This window comes from Candidatus Competibacteraceae bacterium, from assembly GCA_016713505.1.
Classification (GTDB): domain Bacteria; phylum Pseudomonadota; class Gammaproteobacteria; order Competibacterales; family Competibacteraceae; genus Competibacter_A.
In genome coordinates this window covers 2,839,217-2,854,626 of sequence record JADJPA010000001.1, presented here as the reverse complement: position 1 = coordinate 2,854,626, position 15,410 = coordinate 2,839,217, and the positions used below count along the sequence as shown (strand labels likewise).

Below are 15,410 nucleotides of genomic sequence, written 5' to 3'. Positions count from 1 at the left end.
TGAGTACAAACAGCCCACCTCATCCAGTTTTCACTTCCAGCATCCCCAGCCCAAACTCCCGAATTCGCTGAATCTCATCTCGCAACTTCGCCGCCTGCTCGAATTCCAAATCGCGGGCGTGGCGGTACATGTCCTGTTCCAGCTTCTTGATCTTCTTCATCAATAAAGCTGGCGTTTCGCGGGCGTAAACCGCCGCTTCCTCGGCGACCTTGGCGTATTGCGCGGCCGGAAGCGGCGCGCCGGGATGCGAGTACGCGCCTTCCATGATGTCCGCCACCGCCTTTTCGATGCCGCGCGGCGTGATGCCGTGCGCTTGGTTGTACGCTTGCTGCTTGACGCGACGGCGCTCGGTTTCATCCAGCGCCCGCCGCATCGAACCCGTGATGTGATCGGCGTACAAAATCGCCTTGCCGCGCAGGTTGCGGGCGGCGCGGCCCACCGTTTGAATCAACGAGCGGTCGGAGCGTAGAAAACCTTCCTTGTCGGCATCGAGAATCGCCACCAGCGAGACTTCCGGCAAATCCAAGCCTTCCCGCAATAAATTGATGCCGACCAGCACATCGAACTGCCCCAGCCGCAGATCGCGGATGATCTCGACCCGCTCCACCGTCTCGATGTCGGCGTGCAGATAGCGCACCTTCACCCCGTTTTCGGCGAGATACTCGGTCAAATCCTCGGCCATGCGCTTGGTCAGCGTGGTAACCAACACCCGTTCCTTGAGATTCACCCGCTCGCGGATTTCGCCCAATAAATCATCCACCTGATGCACGGCCGGCCGGACCTCAACGTCGGGATCGACCAAGCCGGTCGGTCGCACCACCTGCTCCACCACCGCGCCGCCGGAATGCTCCAGCTCGAACGGGCCGGGCGTGGCGGAAATGAAGATGGTCTGACCGCTCAAACGCTCGAACTCGTCGAAGCGCAACGGCCGATTGTCCAGGGCCGAAGGCAGCCGGAAGCCGTATTCGACCAGCGTTTCCTTGCGCGAGCGGTCGCCTCGGTACATGCCGCCCAATTGCGGCACGGTCACATGGCTTTCGTCGATGAAAATCAGCGCGTCAGGCGGCAGGTAATCGAGCAAGGTCGGCGGCGGCTCCCCTGCTTCGCGGCCTGACAAGTGGCGAGAGTAGTTTTCGATGCCGCTGCAATAACCCAACTCCAGCATCATCTCGATGTCGTAACGGGTGCGTTGTTCCAGCCGCTGCGCTTCCAGAAGCTTGTTGGCGGCGTTCAATTCGTTCAGCCGGTCTTGCAACTCGTCCTTAACCTTATCGACCGCCCGCAACAACTGCTCGCGCGGGGTGACGTAGTGGGTTTTGGGATAGACCGTATAGCGCGGCGTCTTGCGGATTACCTTGCCGGTCAGCGGATCGAATAGGCTGAGCGATTCGATTTGATCGTCGAACAATTCCACCCGCACCGCTTCGGTATCCGATTCGGCGGGATGGATGTCGATGATCTCGCCGCGCACCCGAAAGGTGCCGCGCGCCAGTTCCAGATCGTTGCGGGTGTACTGCAAATCGGCCAGCCGGCGCAGGACGGCGCGCTGGTCGACTTTCTCGCCGCGCACCAGATGCAGCAGCATCTTCATGTACGATTCGGGATCGCCCAGCCCGTAAATCGCCGACACCGTGGCGACGATGATGGTGTCGGGCCGCTCCAGAATCGCCTTGGTCGCCGACAAGCGCATCTGCTCGACGTGCTCGTTGATCGAAGCGTCCTTTTCGATGTAGGTGTCCGACGAGGGCACGTAGGCTTCCGGCTGGTAATAATCGTAGTAGGAGACGAAATACTCGACGGCGTTTTCCGGGAAGAACTCCTTCATTTCGCCGTACAGTTGCGCCGCCAGGGTCTTATTGGGCGCGAGCACCAGCGCCGGACGCTGCACGGCGGCGATGACGTTGGCGACGCTGAAGGTCTTGCCGCTGCCGGTGACGCCGAGCAGCGTCTGACGGGCCAGACCGTCGCCCAGCCCGGCGACCAGAGAGCGGATCGCATCCGGCTGATCGCCGGCGGGCTGGAAGCGAGCGCGGAGGGTAAAGGTTTTTTGAGCGGGCATGAGAATTGGTCAAGATGTGAATTTTCAGTATTATCCGACAGTCTCTTCAACCCCAGTGTTCAACCTTTCGGTCAATCTTCAGGAGCCGCTGTGAGTACCCCTCTTTCCGAGCGCGTCCAGCGCATTAAGCCGTCTCCCACCTTGGCCGTCACCGCCAAGGCCAACGAACTCAAAGCCGCCGGCAAGGATGTGATCGGCCTGGGCGCGGGCGAGCCGGATTTCGACACGCCCGATTTCATCAAGGACGCCGCGATCAAGGCGATCCATGCCGGTTTCACCAAATATACCCCGGTGGACGGCACGGCCGGACTGAAAAAAGCCATCATCGCCAAGTTTCAACGCGATAACGGTTTGAATTACGATCCGAAACAGATTTTAGTGTCGGTCGGCGGCAAGCAGAGTTTCTATAACTTGGCGCAAGCGTTGCTCGGCGCTGGCGATGAAGCGATCATTCCCGCGCCGTACTGGGTTTCCTATCCAGACATGGTGCTGCTGGCCGACGGCGTACCCGTGATCGTCGAAGCCGGCATTGACCAGCATTTCAAGATCACCGCGCAACAGTTGGAAGCCGCGATCACGCCGCGCACCAAATTATTGGTGATCAACAGTCCGTCCAATCCGACCGGCGTGGCCTACAACGCAGCGGAATTGACGGCGCTGGGCGAGGTGCTGCGCCGGCATCCGCAGGTTTACATCGCCACCGATGACATGTACGAGCACATTCAATGGACCGGCGAGAAATTCTGCAACATCCTCAACGTCTGCCCCGATCTCTACGACCGCACCATCGTCCTAAACGGCGTGTCCAAGGCCTATTCGATGACCGGCTGGCGCATCGGCTACTGCGGCGGTCCCAAGGATTTGATCAACGCCATGAGCAACATCCAGTCGCAGAGCACGTCCAACCCCACCTCGATTTCGCAGGTGGCGGCGGAAGCGGCGTTAAACGGCGATCAATCCTTTATCGGAATGATGACCGAGGCGTTCAAAAAGCGGCACGATTACGTTTTCGGCGCGCTGAAGGCGATGTCGGGCGTTCAGGTCGCGCCCGCCGATGGCACCTTCTACATCTTCCCCAGCTTCCAGAAAGTGATCGAACGGCTGGGACTGGCGAACGATATCGCCTTCGCGGAATTGTTGCTCAATGAAGTCGGCGTGGCGCTGGTGCCGGGTTCGGCCTTCGGCGCGGAAGGCTGCGGGCGGATTTCCTTCGCCACCAGCATGGACAATCTGACCAAGGCGCTAGAGCGGATCGGCCGGGTCGTCGCCCGCTGATTCCCGATTGACAGGGTATACGGGTATCCATAGAATGCTCGTTCTCCCTTTCCCCGGTAGCTCAGTCGGTAGAGCAAGTGACTGTTAATCACTGGGTCCGTGGTTCGAGTCCGCGCCGGGGAGCCAATTCATTCAAAGCCTTGCGGCAGTGCAAGGCTTTTTTATTTCCGGTCGGGCACCCACTGAGGCATCGCGGACGGCCAAGCACTCAGGACGAATCTAGTCAACCCCGGTCAAACCGATTCCGACCCAACTCCCGCAAGCGTTCCTCACGCTCATGGCGAGTTTGCCGCTGCGTTTGATGAGCGCGTTTGTGTTGCGCCTCCCGCAAGCGGGATTCCCGCCGCCACGCAGATTGCGGCCCCTCGACCTCGTCCGAATCATCGGCTCGCGCCATCCTATTGAGAGTGAAGGTGAGCGACGCGCCAGCAGTGGCGGTCAACACGGTTTTCATAAAGCCTCCTGTCAAAAAGAGACCTTACGATAATCGATCCAAGCTGAACGCCAGCCAAATGACGCCCTGGTTTTGCCGGCGCCCGCGCGAACCACGAACCAAGTCCTACCTTCTCGCCAAGCCTGAGCGTCCCTCTATCCCAGAATGCGGGCTGGTCGTAGAATGAAGCTTGAGGCCCATCGCCGCACCCTCCAGCCAACGGATCACAGCGGACCTAAACTCTTTCAGGCACTATTGAGAGACAATCCGAAACCAGCCAGGAGTGACGATCATGAGTAAAAGCGCTGACATCAAAAAAGAAACCAAGAAAAAACCGGCTAAAACCATGAAGGAAAAGAAAGCGGAGAAGAAATCCAAGAAAGAAAGCAAAGGTTCCATGGAGTAGCGAAGCAAAGTTGTCCGGACCCTTTCACGATCGCCTATTTCCCAATACAAAAACTCGAAAAAATTCGCGACAACAAATCCTCACTACTGAAGTCGCCGGTAATTTCGGATAGCGCGTTTTGGGCTTCCCGCAATTCCTCGGCGACCAACTCACCCGCTCGGAAAATAGCTAACTGTTCCGCCGCTCGTTCCAGCGCCGCCGCCGCCCGTTCCAGGGCCTCCAAATGGCGGCGACGGGCCATGAAGGTTCCTTCTCCGCCGCCGTGATAGCCCATGCAAGATTTCAGATGCTCGCGCAGCAACTCCAATCCCGCCTCGGTTTTGGCCGATAACCGAACCTCGGTTCCCCATGCCCCTTCTCGAACCGACGGAGCTTGGCCGCTGAGGTCGATCTTGTTGTAAAGCACCGTCACCGGTGTCGCAGCCGGCAACCGCTCTCGCAAGCCCGCTTCTTCCGCCGCCAATCCCAACCGATCATCCACCACCATCAAAATCCGGTCGGCGGTGTCGATTTCCGCCCAAGCGCGGCGGATGCCTTCCCGTTCCACCGGATCGTCGCTGTCGCGCAAACCGGCGGTGTCGATCACATGCAGCGGCATTCCGTCGATGCTGATGTGTTCGCGCAGCACGTCGCGCGTCGTACCGGGGACGGCGGTGACGATGGCCGCCTCGCGGCCGGCCAAACGATTGAGCACGCTGGATTTACCGGCGTTCGGCCGCCCGGCGATCACCACCGTCATGCCATCGCGCAACAACCGCCCCTGCCCGGCGGCGGCTTGCAATACCCGCAAGCGTTCTTGCAACTCGGCCAAGCGCGCCGCAACCATTCCATCGGCCAGAAAATCGATTTCTTCTTCGGGAAAGTCGATAGCCGCTTCAACGTACATCCGTAACGCGATCAAGCCTTCAACCAACCCGTTGACCCGTTGCGAAAACTCGCCTTGCAGAGAACGAAGCGCGGCGCGAGCGGCGGCGGCGGTATCGCTGGCGATCAGATCGGCAATCGCTTCCGCTTGCGCCAAATCGAGCTTGTCATTAAGAAACGCGCGTTCGGAAAACTCGCCGGGCCGGGCCGGTCGCGCGCCCAGCTCGACTACCCGCTCCATCAGTAAATCCAGCACCATGGGCCCGCCGTGCCCCTGAAACTCCACCACATCCTCACCGGTGAAGGAATGCGGCGCGGGAAAATGCAGGATGACGCCTTCGTCGAGAATTTCTCCGTCACTCGAACGAAAGCGCCGCACGACAGCCTGACGGGGCGGGGGCAGAATGCCGCTAACAGCTTCAACGATAGCGGCACTGAGCGGACCGGAGACGCGAAGGACGCCGATGCCACCCCGTCCGGGCGGGGTGGCGACAGCGGCGATGGTATCGGTCATGATTAAAGACGCCCTCCCCGCCAGCGGGGCGGTGATCGGGCGGGGCGGATAAAGTTACTTCTTGCGATTGCCAGAATTCTTCTGATCGGGCAACGCCTGCTTGGCCAATGTCAACAGCTTCTTGGCCTGCTCGCCCACGACAGAACCTACTCCCGATTTTTCCTTGGCCTTGAGCGCAGCGGCGTCGGCCCCCGATTCCACCCGCTTGGTGATGACCCACTGCTGGGCGATGGAAAGGATGTTGTTCACCACCCAGTACAGCACCAAACCGGCCGGGAACCACAGGAACATGAAGGTGAACACCACCGGCAGCGCCATCATCACCTTGGCCTGCACCGGATCGGGTGGAGCCGGACTCAGCTTCTGCTGCACGAACATGGTCACGCCCATGATCAGCGGCAGCACGTAGTACGGATCCGGGATCGACATGTCCTTGATCCACAGCATGAACGGTGCCTGCCGCAACTGCACGCTTTCCACCAGCACCCAGTACAGCGCGATAAAGACTGGAATCTGCACCACAATCGGCAAACAGCCGCCCAGCGGATTGACCTTCTCCTTCTTGTACATGTCCATCATCGCCTGATTCATCTTCTGCTTGTCGTCGCCGTACAACTCCTTGAGGCGGCTCAGCTCCGGCGCCAGCCGGCGCATGTTGGCCATGGAGCGATAGCTGGTCTCCGACAATTTATAGAACGCCAACTTGATCAAGATGGTCAGGAAGATGATCGCCCAGCCCCAATTGCCGACCACCCAATGGATCGCCTTCAACAACCAAAACAGCGGCTCGGCGATGATGGTCAATATGCCGTAATCGACAGTCAGTTGCAGGTTGGGCGCGATCTTGGACAGCACATCCGTCAACTTCGGTCCCACGTACAAGCGGGTACGAAAATCGCCGGTTGCGCCGGGTGGCACGGTCTGGACCGCGCCGCGCATCCCCACCAAATACCGATTGCTGCCGACGGCTTTGGTGTAAAATTCCTCGGCTTCGCCCGGATTCGGCACCCATGCCCCCAGAAAATAATGCTGGATCATGGCGACCCAGCCGTCCTTGACGGTCTGGTTCAACTCCTGCTTGGCGATCTGGTCGAAAGAGATTTTCTCGTAGCGTTGTTCCGGGCTGGAAACCACGGCGCCGGTATAAGTCACTACACCGCTGCCAAAATAACTGCTGACGGCCTTGGGTGGTGTGCGTTGGAACTGGCGGTACTGGCCGCCCTGCCACGGCTCCAAACTGCCGTTCTCGACCCGCTGGTTCACATCCACCAGAAAGCTGCCCCGATGGAAGGTGTAGGTCTTGACCGCCTTCACGCCGGATGGATCCGACCAGTTCAGCCGCACCTCCAGCGTATCCTGGCCGTCCGCCAAACGGTATTCAGCCCGCTCGGGTATGAAGGTAGCGTAGTGATTGGGTGCGGGGCCATTGTTCGACGCCACCAAGCCGGATTGAGCGATGAACAAATCCGGCCCGGTGTCCTTCAGCAGTAGAAATGGTTGATCCGGCCGCTGCACGGAATCCGGATAGGTGCGCAAGCCGGCCTGACGCAGATCGCCGCCCACCGTATCGATCTCGATTTCAAACAGATCCGTGGTCACATGCACGCGCTGGCCGCCACCGAGCGCTTGCGAACCCGGTAGCGCGCCCGCGACCGGCGCGCCGGTCGGGATATCCTGACCGGGAACAGGCGCTGACACGCCGGCGGGAGCAGCGGAACCCGCCGGCGCCGCGGCGACTGTCGGCGCGGGTGGCGGATGCTTTTTGGCCTGAAATTCCAGCCAGTTCTGCCAGAGCAGAAACACGACGAACATCAGGGCCGCGAACAGAATCAAACGTTGGTTTTCCATCAACGGTCCTTCGGGGAAGGTTCGGGAACGGGATCGACACCGCCCGGATGCCAGGGATGGCAGCGCAGCACGCGCCGGATCGCCAGCCCCACACCGCGCGGGACGCCATGACGCTCGACGGCTTCACGGGCGTATTGCGAACAACTCGGATAAAAACGACAGTGGTTGCCCAGCAAAGGGCTCAATGACAGCTGATAAACGCGGATCAGTGCGATCAAGAAGGCGCGCACGGCCGAGCGAACCTCCGCCAATGCCGCTCCAGCGACGCAAACAGAACCGCGTTCTCCTGCTCGCTCGCACCGGGTCGGCCCACCACCACGCAATCCAAACCGCCGAGCGCTCGCTGGTGACGGCGGAAGCTTTCGCGCGCGATCCGTTTCAGCCGGTTGCGCGCCACGGCGGCCTTGGCGATCCTGCGGGACATGGCCAAGCCCAAGCGCGGGTAAGCCAGATCGTTGGGTCGAGTCAGCACGGTAAAATAGCGGTCGCTGGATTTGCTGGGCTGGGCGAAGACACCGGCAAAGGCGTTTCGGCCGGTCAGCCGGGCGCGACGCGGAAAGCAGGCGTCGCCGGCTGGGGCGTTCAGGGCGCCAAACGGGCGCGGCCCTTGGCGCGGCGCGCTTTCAGAACGAGGCGACCACCCTTGGTGGCCATCCGGGCGCGAAAGCCGTGAGTGCGCTTGCGGTGGATGATGCTGGGCTGGAACGTTCGCTTCATGGCGATTCCTTAAGAACGGTGCGGGACGACACGGGTTGTGCTATTCAACGAAAACGGCAAAATTACTGATTGAGAGGCAATTTTGTCAAGTGGTTCCCGCTGGCCGCGCGCGTGGCGCTGTGGATAACCGGAGCTTAAGCCATTAAACTGCATGGTTTCTTCCAAAGCATCGCAAGGAGGATCATTAGTGGACCATGCGTTGTGGAAATCCTGTTTGGAATGTCTGGAACGCGAACTGTCCGAACAACAACTGAGCACCTGGATCCGGCCGTTGCACGCCCGGCAGGAAGGCGATACGTTGCGCCTGCTCGCTCCCAACCGATTCGTGCTCGATTGGGTCAAGAAGCATCATCTGGCGCACATTCAGACGGTGTTGGAACGCCTCAACCCCGAACAACCCGCGCCGGTGCTGCTGGAAATCGGCAGTGGCGTCCTGACCGACGAACCCGCCATCGAGAGTGAAGAACAACCGCCAGAAGAACCGAGCGGCGCAGGCGCGGCCAACCTCAACGGTGGGGAGCTGCTGAAAAGCGGCGTTCTCAATCCCGATTTCACCTTCGCGACCTTCGTCGAGGGCAACTCCAACCAGATCGCCCGCGCCGCCTGCCTGCAAGTCACCCAAAACCCCGGCCGGGCCTATAATCCGCTGTTCATCTACGGCGGCACCGGTCTGGGCAAGACCCACCTCATCCATGCGGTCGGCAACATGCTGCGCGAGCGCAATCCCGAATCGCAGATCGTGTTTCAGAACTGCGAGCATTTCGTGGCCGACATGGTGCGCTCCCTGCAACATAACGCCATCAACGAATTCAAGCGGCGCTATCGGTCGCTGGATGCGCTGCTGATTGACGACGTGCAGTTTCTGGCCGGCAAGGAGCGCTCCCAGGAGGAATTTTTCTACACCTTCAACAGCCTGCTGGAAAGCCGCCAGCAGGTGATCCTGACCTGCGACCGCTACCCCAAGGAAGTGGCCGGCCTGGAAGACCGGCTGAAATCGCGGTTCGGTTCTGGCTTGACCGTCGCCATCGAGCCGCCGGAACTGGAAACGCGCGTCGCGATTCTCAAAAGCAAGGCCGAACAAGCTCAACTCGGCCTGCCGGATGAAGTGGCTTTCTTCATCGCCCAGCGCGTTCGCTCCAACGTCCGCGAATTGGAAGGGGCGCTGCGGCGGGTCTACGCCAACGCCCAGTTCACCGGAAAAGCGATCACCCTCGGTTTCGTCAAGGAGGCCTTGAGCGATCTGCTGACCTTGCAGGACAAGCTGGTCACCATCGAGAACATCCAGAAGACCGTCGCCGACTACTACAAGATCCCGGTCAGCGATCTGCTGTCCAACAGCCGGTTGCGCACCCTGTCGCGACCCCGGCAGATGGCGATGGCGCTGACCAAGGAACTGACCGCGCTCAGCCTGCCGGATATCGGTGAAGCGTTCGGCGGGCGCGATCACACCACGGTGCTGCACGCCTGCCGCAAAATTCGGGAACTCCAGCACCGCGACCCGGAAATCCGTGACGATTACACCAATTTGCTCGGGACGCTGACTAATTAGAAAATAGCCTGTGGATAAGTCCTGTGGATAAGTGGAATAACTTTTCCACCGGCGATTTCGGCCCGTTTAATGCTGAGACTATAATTTAAAAAAACAGTAAAATTATTGCCTTGAAACTGTAATATTCGAAAATAGCAGCCTGTCGAGCGCCCTAGATGTTTCACGCCGTTATAATAGCAAAAATGCCCTGTGGATAACTCTGTGGATAACTTGGCCATTTCTGTGGATAACTCGGCCAAACCTGTGGATAACTCTGTGGATAACTTTTGACCCCTAAAAAGTTATCCACAGGAAAAGTGACTTATCCACATTTTATCCACAGACTTATCCACAGGAAAAAATCGTCCAATTATTTGAATTGAAAAAAATAAAAAAAGTTATCCACAGAAAATGGGCTCCCTAATAATAATAATCTTTTATATATATAAGAGAAGTTCTTTACTGATTGGGGAACGGCAAAACTGACTCGCTTACAGGAACAAAAATTTTTTAACCCCTGACAACAGTCAGGAATTGACCGCCCCGGATCGAAGCCGTGGGCTTGGAACCTATCGGGAGAATCCATGAAACTGGAAGCCAAGCGCGAGCACTTGCTCAAACCGCTCCAGCAAGTGATCGGAGCGGTCGAGCGCCGGCAAACGCTGCCGATCCTGAGCAACGTGCTGCTGTCGGCCACCGAGCGTGAACTGACCCTGACCGCCACCGATCTGGAAGTCGAGCTGTCGGTCAGGCTCGAACTGCCGGTGGAGGCGCCGGGTGAAATCACCCTCCCCGCCCGCAAGCTGCACGACATTCTGCGCGCCTTGCCCGAAGACGCGATGGTCGCGCTGAGCGTCGAGGGGGAGAAGGCGACCGTGCGCTGCGGTCGCAGCCGCTTCACTCTGGTCGCGCTGCCGGCCGCTGATTTCCCCACGCTGGAGGATTTGCCGTTCGGCGTGGGCATCCCGCTAGAACAGGGAACCCTGCGCGGGCTGATCGAGCGCACCCACTTCGCCATGGCCCAACAGGACGTGCGCTACTACCTGAACGGCTTGCTGCTGGAAGTGAGTTCCGGCGTGCTGCGGGTGGTCGCCACCGACGGTCACCGGCTGGCCTTCCAGGAATTGCCCATCGGAGCCGAGGCGGTGGAGCACCGGCAAGTCATCATGCCGCGCAAGGGCGTGCTGGAACTGATGCGGCTGCTGGCCGACAGCGAGGCGGAAGCGGTGCTGGCGCTCGGCGCCAACCACATCCAGGTGGCCATGGGCGATATCCGCCTGACTTCCAAACTGATCGATGGCAAGTTTCCCGACTACCAGCGGGTCATCCCGCGCGATGCGGCGCGGACTGTGATCGCCGACCGCATGGTGCTGCGGGCCGCTCTGGCGCGGGCCGGCATCGTGCTCGACGACAAGAGCCAAGGAATTCGCCTGCAACTGGAAGACTGGACCCTGCGGGCGCAAGCCCAGAACTCGGAGCAGGAAGAAGCCGAGGAAGAAATCGAAATCAACTACAGCGGCGGCCCCATGGAAATCGGCTTCAACGTGAGCTACCTGCTCGACGCGCTGGGCGCGCTGGGCGGGGAACTGGCGAAACTGTCCTTCACCGATTCCGGCGGCAGTTGCCTGATCGAGGAAAGCGAAGGCGGTAACAGCAAGCACGTCATCATGCCCATGCGGCTGTAAGCCCGCGCCTCGGATGCGGGTCGCTTCGCTCGACATCGCCGGGTTTCGCAACCTGCGGCGGATCGACCTGCCGTGCGCGCCCGGCCTGAACCTGCTGATCGGTCCCAACGCCTCCGGCAAAACCAGCCTGCTGGAGGCGTTATATTTTCTGGGTCGGGGCCGTTCGTTTCGCACCCGTCAGCCGCGCGAATTGATCCAGACCGAGTCCGAGCTGTTCCGCATCGTGGCGATGATGGCCAGCAACGACGGTCGGCGGGTGCCGGTCGGGGTCGAGCGCGGACCGCGCGAACTGGTGGCCCGTGTCGGCGGCGTTCCAACCCGCTCGCTGGCCGACTTGGCCCGGCAGGTGCCGGTGTTGTTGCTCAATCCCGACAGCCATCGCTTGCTGGAAGATGGCCCGCAACTGCGGCGTCGCTTCATGGATTGGGGGTTGTTCCACGCCGAGCCAGCGTTTCTCGACGCTTGGCGGCGCTACGGCGCGGCCCTGCGCCACCGCAATGCCGCCTTGCGCGCTCGTTGTCCCGACCGGGTGGTGGATGCTTGGGACGGCGAACTGACGCTGGCCGCGGCGGCCCTCGACCGATTGCGCGAAACCTTCTGTAAGGCCCTAGAAAGCGTTTTAGGGCCTTTGGCGGAGTCGACCCTCTGTGGGGTAAGGGTCGAGGTCGATTATCGCCGTGGCTGGCCTCTAGAGCCGCCTGAGCGGGATTTTGCGGAGTGGTTGCACGCCGGTCGCGATCAGGATCGCCAGCAAAGCCATACCCGGCTGGGGCCGCACCGGGCGGATTTCAGTATCCGGGTCGACGGGCGGCCTTTGTCGGAAGCGCTGTCGCGCGGCCAGCAGAAGCTGCTGGTCATCGCTTTGTTGCTGGCGCAAGCGCAGTTGTACCGGCTCCGTGCGGGAGATGCCAGCATCTTGTTGATCGATGATCTGCCCTCCGAGCTCGACCCCGCCAATCGAGCGCGGGTGATGCGGGTGTTGGCGACGCTCGACAGCCAGTTGTTCGTGACCGCCATCGAGCCGGGCTTGCTGGATATCGCCGCTTGGAGCGAGGCGAAAACGTTTCATCTCACGCACGGAGAGCTGGGCAAAATGGTATAATCCGCGCCTACATTACGGATTGGAGAAGCGGAGTTTTATGAACGATTCGTCTTACACCTCGTCGAGCATTACGGTCCTGGAAGGGCTAGACGCGGTACGCAAACGGCCCGGCATGTACATCGGCGATACCGACGATGGCACCGGCTTGCATCACATGGTTTTCGAGGTGGTGGACAACTCCATCGACGAGGCGCTGGCCGGGTACTGCACCGAGATCAGCGTGGCCATTCACGCCGATGAATCGGTGACGGTGACCGACAACGGCCGCGGCATTCCCACCGACGAGCATTCCAAGGGCCGCTCCGCCGCGGAGGTCATCATGACCGTGCTGCACGCCGGCGGCAAATTCGACGACCGTTCCTACAAGGTGTCCGGCGGCCTGCACGGGGTCGGCGTGTCGGTGGTGAACGCGCTGTCCGAATACCTGCAACTGACCATCCACCGCGACGGCAAGCTCCACCGCCAGGATTACCGGCTCGGCGACCCGCAAGCGCCGTTGCAAGCCGTCGGCGAGACCGAGCAGACCGGCACCGAAATCCGCTTCAGGCCTAGCGCCACCGTTTTCACCAACATCGATTTTCATTACGACGTGCTGGCCAAGCGCTTGCGCGAGCTGTCTTTTCTCAACTCCGGGGTCTGTATCCGCCTGCGCGACGAGCGCACTGGCAAGGAAGATGTCTTTGAGTACCAAGGCGGTATCAAGGCGTTCGTCGAACACCTGAACCGCAACAAAACCCCGCTGCACGACAGTGTGTTCTACCTGAACACCGCCCGCGACGATATTCAGGTCGAACTGGCGATGCAGTGGAACGACTCCTATCAGGAAAACGTGTTTTGCTTCACCAACAACATCCCGCAACGCGACGGTGGCGCCCATCTGGCGGGCTTGCGCGGCGCGCTGACCCGCACCCTGAATCAGTACATGGACGCGGAAGGGATTCTCAAGAAAGCCAAGGTCGAAACCAGCGGCGATGACGCCCGCGAAGGGCTGACCGCCGTGCTGTCGGTGAAGCTGCACGATCCAAAATTCTCGTCGCAGACCAAGGACAAGCTGGTATCGTCCGAGGTCAAGCCGGCCGTCGAATCGGTGGTGGCGGAGAAGCTCCAGGAATTCTTGCTGGAAAATCCCAACGAGGCCAAGGCGATCACCGGCAAGATCATCGACGCCGCCCGCGCCCGCGAAGCCGCCCGCCGCGCCCGCGAGATGACCCGCCGCAAGGGGGCGTTGGACATCGCCGGGCTGCCGGGCAAGCTGGCGGATTGTCAAGAGAAAGACCCTGCGCTGTCAGAGCTGTTTCTGGTGGAGGGCGATTCCGCCGGCGGCTCGGCCAAGCAGGGCCGCGACCGGCGCTTTCAGGCGATCTTGCCGCTGAAAGGCAAGATTTTGAACGTTGAAAAAGCGCGTTTCGACAAGATGTTGGCCTCGGTGGAAGTCGGAACCTTGATCACCGCCCTGGGTTGCGGCATCGGCCGAGAAGAGTTCAACCCCGACAAGCTCCGTTATTTTCGCGTTATTCTGATGACCGATGCCGATGTCGATGGGTCGCATATTCGTACCTTATTACTGACATTTTTCTATCGACAGATGCCGGAGTTGATCGAGCGCGGCCATATCTACATCGCCCAGCCGCCGCTGTACAAGATCAAAAAAGGCAAACAGGAAAACTACGTCAAGGATGATACGGAACTGTCGGACAATCTGCTGCAAGCGGCGCTGGACGGCGCGGCGCTGGTTCCTAAAGGCGGCGCTGGCGTTCCTGTGACCGGTGAAGCACTAGAGGAGTTGGCGCGCGACTACATGGCCGCCACGGCGGTGATCCAGCGCTTGTCGCGCCGCTATGACAGCGTTGTGCTCGAACAGTTGATCTATATGCCGCCGTTGGACGCCGGTCGATTGCGCGGTGATGGCGCGTTTTTGAGCGGTTGGGTCAATACGTTGATCGGGCGATTGAACGCTAGCGCGGGCGAGCGCACGATTTACCAAGCGGCTAGCGAGCCGCGACTGGAAGGGGAAAGTTTTAGTTTGCTAGTCGGTCGCCGAACCCATGGGCTGGACCGTCAGTTTCGGCTTTCCGCCGAATTTTTCGGGTCTTCCGAATACGCCACCCTCGCCCGTTTGGGCGTGAGGTTGAGCGGCTTGTTCGACGGTGGGGCGGAAGTGCGGCGCGGCGAGCGCGAGCGCGCCGTTCGCGATTTTCGCGAGCTGATGGATTGGTTGTTGGAAGAAGCCAAGCGCGGCCAGCACATTCAGCGCTACAAAGGGTTGGGCGAGATGAACCCGGAGCAACTGTGGGAAACCACCATGAATCCGGCCACCCGCCGCCTCCTGCAAGTGCGGATCGAAGATGCAGTCGCCGCCGATGAGATTTTCACCACGCTGATGGGCGATCAGGTCGAGCCGCGGCGGGATTTCATCGAACAGAACGCCTTGGACGTGCTTAATTTAGATGTCTGAAGGAAGTGGGTTTTATCCGCTGCATAAAACCTAAAGAGCATCAGCCTCCGATCGAGATCGAGCGGTAGCGCCGTGCGTATCCTGTTTCGCGCGGGTGATCGCGCTTTTCTTATTTCCGCTGCCAGTCACCACCATTCTGAACAAAAACGAGACGTTCCGGTAAGGCATCGAGCGCGGAGCTGAAAACTTCTTTGCCGGCAATGGTGATGGCGGCCTGGGGTTCATCGATCAGAAAGAGAACCTTACCCGTTAAGGGGCTAGCAAGTTCCCAACAACCGCTGGCTTTGACATTCACGCCAGCTACACCTTTTCCGTCGGTATCGAGCAATTCCACGATGAGTTTTTTGGCGGCCATGGTGAATCCTCCAAACGGGTTGATAAAACTGCAAATCATTGTGTTAATTGGAAAAACTGAAAACAATCCCTGTTGAGGGCGGGGTCACCAACAGGTGTATCCGAGCGCCCTGACTAGCCACTTGAACCGACAGCAGTCAGTTCGCTCACCGATGGCTATCATATTAGTA

The 15,410-nt window shown here is 60.0% G+C and carries 13 protein-coding genes and 1 tRNA gene; 6 read left to right on the top strand and 8 right to left on the bottom strand.

What is annotated here, in order from left to right; genetic code table 11:
- Positions 1-19 precede the first annotated feature (19 nt).
- Complete coding sequence (gene uvrB / locus IPK09_13005; GenBank protein MBK7984531.1) at positions 20-2,059, bottom strand: excinuclease ABC subunit UvrB; 2,040 nt, start codon at positions 2,057-2,059, stop codon at positions 20-22.
- Between the two features lie 90 nt (positions 2,060-2,149).
- On the opposite strand from uvrB, the gene IPK09_13000 reads away from it, so the two are divergent.
- A complete protein-coding gene (locus tag IPK09_13000; GenBank protein ID MBK7984530.1) occupies positions 2,150-3,334 on the top strand; it encodes a pyridoxal phosphate-dependent aminotransferase in 1,185 nt (394 codons plus the stop codon).
- Positions 3,335-3,384: 50 nt separating this feature from the next.
- A tRNA-Asn gene (locus IPK09_12995) sits at positions 3,385-3,460 on the top strand.
- Positions 3,461-3,557: 97 nt separating this feature from the next.
- Here the strand turns inward: IPK09_12995 and IPK09_12990 are convergent.
- The 6 genes from IPK09_12990 to rpmH all read right to left on the bottom strand — a co-directional run bounded on the left by IPK09_12990 (position 3,558) and on the right by rpmH (position 8,116).
- Complete coding sequence (locus IPK09_12990; protein ID MBK7984529.1) at positions 3,558-3,788, bottom strand: hypothetical protein; 231 nt, start codon at positions 3,786-3,788, stop codon at positions 3,558-3,560.
- A 419-nt stretch (positions 3,789-4,207) separates the two neighbouring features.
- Positions 4,208-5,551, bottom strand: coding sequence for a tRNA uridine-5-carboxymethylaminomethyl(34) synthesis GTPase MnmE (gene mnmE / locus IPK09_12985; GenBank protein MBK7984528.1), 1,344 nt, complete (start codon positions 5,549-5,551; stop codon positions 4,208-4,210).
- Positions 5,552-5,605: 54 nt separating this feature from the next.
- Positions 5,606-7,399: a membrane protein insertase YidC gene (yidC, locus tag IPK09_12980; protein ID MBK7984527.1), complete on the bottom strand. Its 1,794-nt coding sequence runs from the start codon at positions 7,397-7,399 to the stop codon at positions 5,606-5,608.
- Positions 7,399-7,629 (bottom strand): membrane protein insertion efficiency factor YidD, encoded by a 231-nt coding sequence (yidD, locus tag IPK09_12975; protein MBK7984526.1) that lies wholly within the window; start codon positions 7,627-7,629, stop codon positions 7,399-7,401. The genes yidC and yidD overlap by 1 nt, the downstream gene beginning before the upstream one ends.
- Entirely contained in the window at positions 7,614-7,985 is a 372-nt protein-coding gene (gene rnpA, locus IPK09_12970; GenBank protein MBK7984525.1) for a ribonuclease P protein component, read from the bottom strand. Before rnpA ends, yidD begins: the two co-directional genes overlap by 16 nt.
- The gene (rpmH, locus tag IPK09_12965; protein MBK7984524.1) at positions 7,982-8,116 is read right to left on the bottom strand and encodes a 50S ribosomal protein L34; all 135 of its coding nucleotides are present in this window, start codon (positions 8,114-8,116) and stop codon (positions 7,982-7,984) included. The genes rnpA and rpmH overlap by 4 nt, the downstream gene beginning before the upstream one ends.
- Before the next feature lie 187 nt (positions 8,117-8,303).
- Here rpmH and dnaA point away from each other — a divergent pair, with 187 nt between their 5' ends.
- The 4 genes from dnaA to gyrB all read left to right on the top strand — a co-directional run bounded on the left by dnaA (position 8,304) and on the right by gyrB (position 14,886).
- Positions 8,304-9,665: a chromosomal replication initiator protein DnaA gene (gene dnaA / locus IPK09_12960; protein ID MBK7984523.1), complete on the top strand. Its 1,362-nt coding sequence runs from the start codon at positions 8,304-8,306 to the stop codon at positions 9,663-9,665.
- Positions 9,666-10,228: 563 nt separating this feature from the next.
- Complete coding sequence (gene dnaN, locus IPK09_12955; protein ID MBK7984522.1) at positions 10,229-11,329, top strand: DNA polymerase III subunit beta; 1,101 nt, start codon at positions 10,229-10,231, stop codon at positions 11,327-11,329.
- Between the two features lie 13 nt (positions 11,330-11,342).
- Positions 11,343-12,431: a DNA replication/repair protein RecF gene (gene recF, locus IPK09_12950; GenBank protein ID MBK7984521.1), complete on the top strand. Its 1,089-nt coding sequence runs from the start codon at positions 11,343-11,345 to the stop codon at positions 12,429-12,431.
- 37 nt (positions 12,432-12,468) lie between these two features.
- Positions 12,469-14,886, top strand: coding sequence for a DNA topoisomerase (ATP-hydrolyzing) subunit B (gene gyrB, locus IPK09_12945; GenBank protein ID MBK7984520.1), 2,418 nt, complete (start codon positions 12,469-12,471; stop codon positions 14,884-14,886).
- 109 nt (positions 14,887-14,995) lie between these two features.
- Here gyrB and IPK09_12940 read toward each other — a convergent pair whose 3' ends face one another.
- Positions 14,996-15,241, bottom strand: a complete 246-nt coding sequence (locus IPK09_12940) for a hypothetical protein (GenBank protein MBK7984519.1) — start codon at positions 15,239-15,241, stop codon at positions 14,996-14,998.
- Between the last annotated feature and the right edge of the window lie 169 nt (positions 15,242-15,410).

What these genes read in the sequence shown, in the direction of transcription:
- uvrB (MBK7984531.1), bottom strand. Translation starts at nt 2,059, where the DNA reads ATGCCCGCTCAAAAAACCTTTACCCTCCGCGCTCGCTTCCAGCCCGCC.
- IPK09_12990 (MBK7984529.1), bottom strand. Translation starts at nt 3,788, where the DNA reads ATGAAAACCGTGTTGACCGCCACTGCTGGCGCGTCGCTCACCTTCACT.
- mnmE (MBK7984528.1), bottom strand. Translation starts at nt 5,551, where the DNA reads ATGACCGATACCATCGCCGCTGTCGCCACCCCGCCCGGACGGGGTGGC.
- yidC (MBK7984527.1), bottom strand. Translation starts at nt 7,399, where the DNA reads ATGGAAAACCAACGTTTGATTCTGTTCGCGGCCCTGATGTTCGTCGTG.
- rpmH (MBK7984524.1), bottom strand. Translation starts at nt 8,116, where the DNA reads ATGAAGCGAACGTTCCAGCCCAGCATCATCCACCGCAAGCGCACTCAC.
- dnaN (MBK7984522.1), top strand. Translation starts at nt 10,229, where the DNA reads ATGAAACTGGAAGCCAAGCGCGAGCACTTGCTCAAACCGCTCCAGCAA.
- recF (MBK7984521.1), top strand. Translation starts at nt 11,343, where the DNA reads ATGCGGGTCGCTTCGCTCGACATCGCCGGGTTTCGCAACCTGCGGCGG.
- gyrB (MBK7984520.1), top strand. Translation starts at nt 12,469, where the DNA reads ATGAACGATTCGTCTTACACCTCGTCGAGCATTACGGTCCTGGAAGGG.
- IPK09_12940 (MBK7984519.1), bottom strand. Translation starts at nt 15,241, where the DNA reads ATGGCCGCCAAAAAACTCATCGTGGAATTGCTCGATACCGACGGAAAA.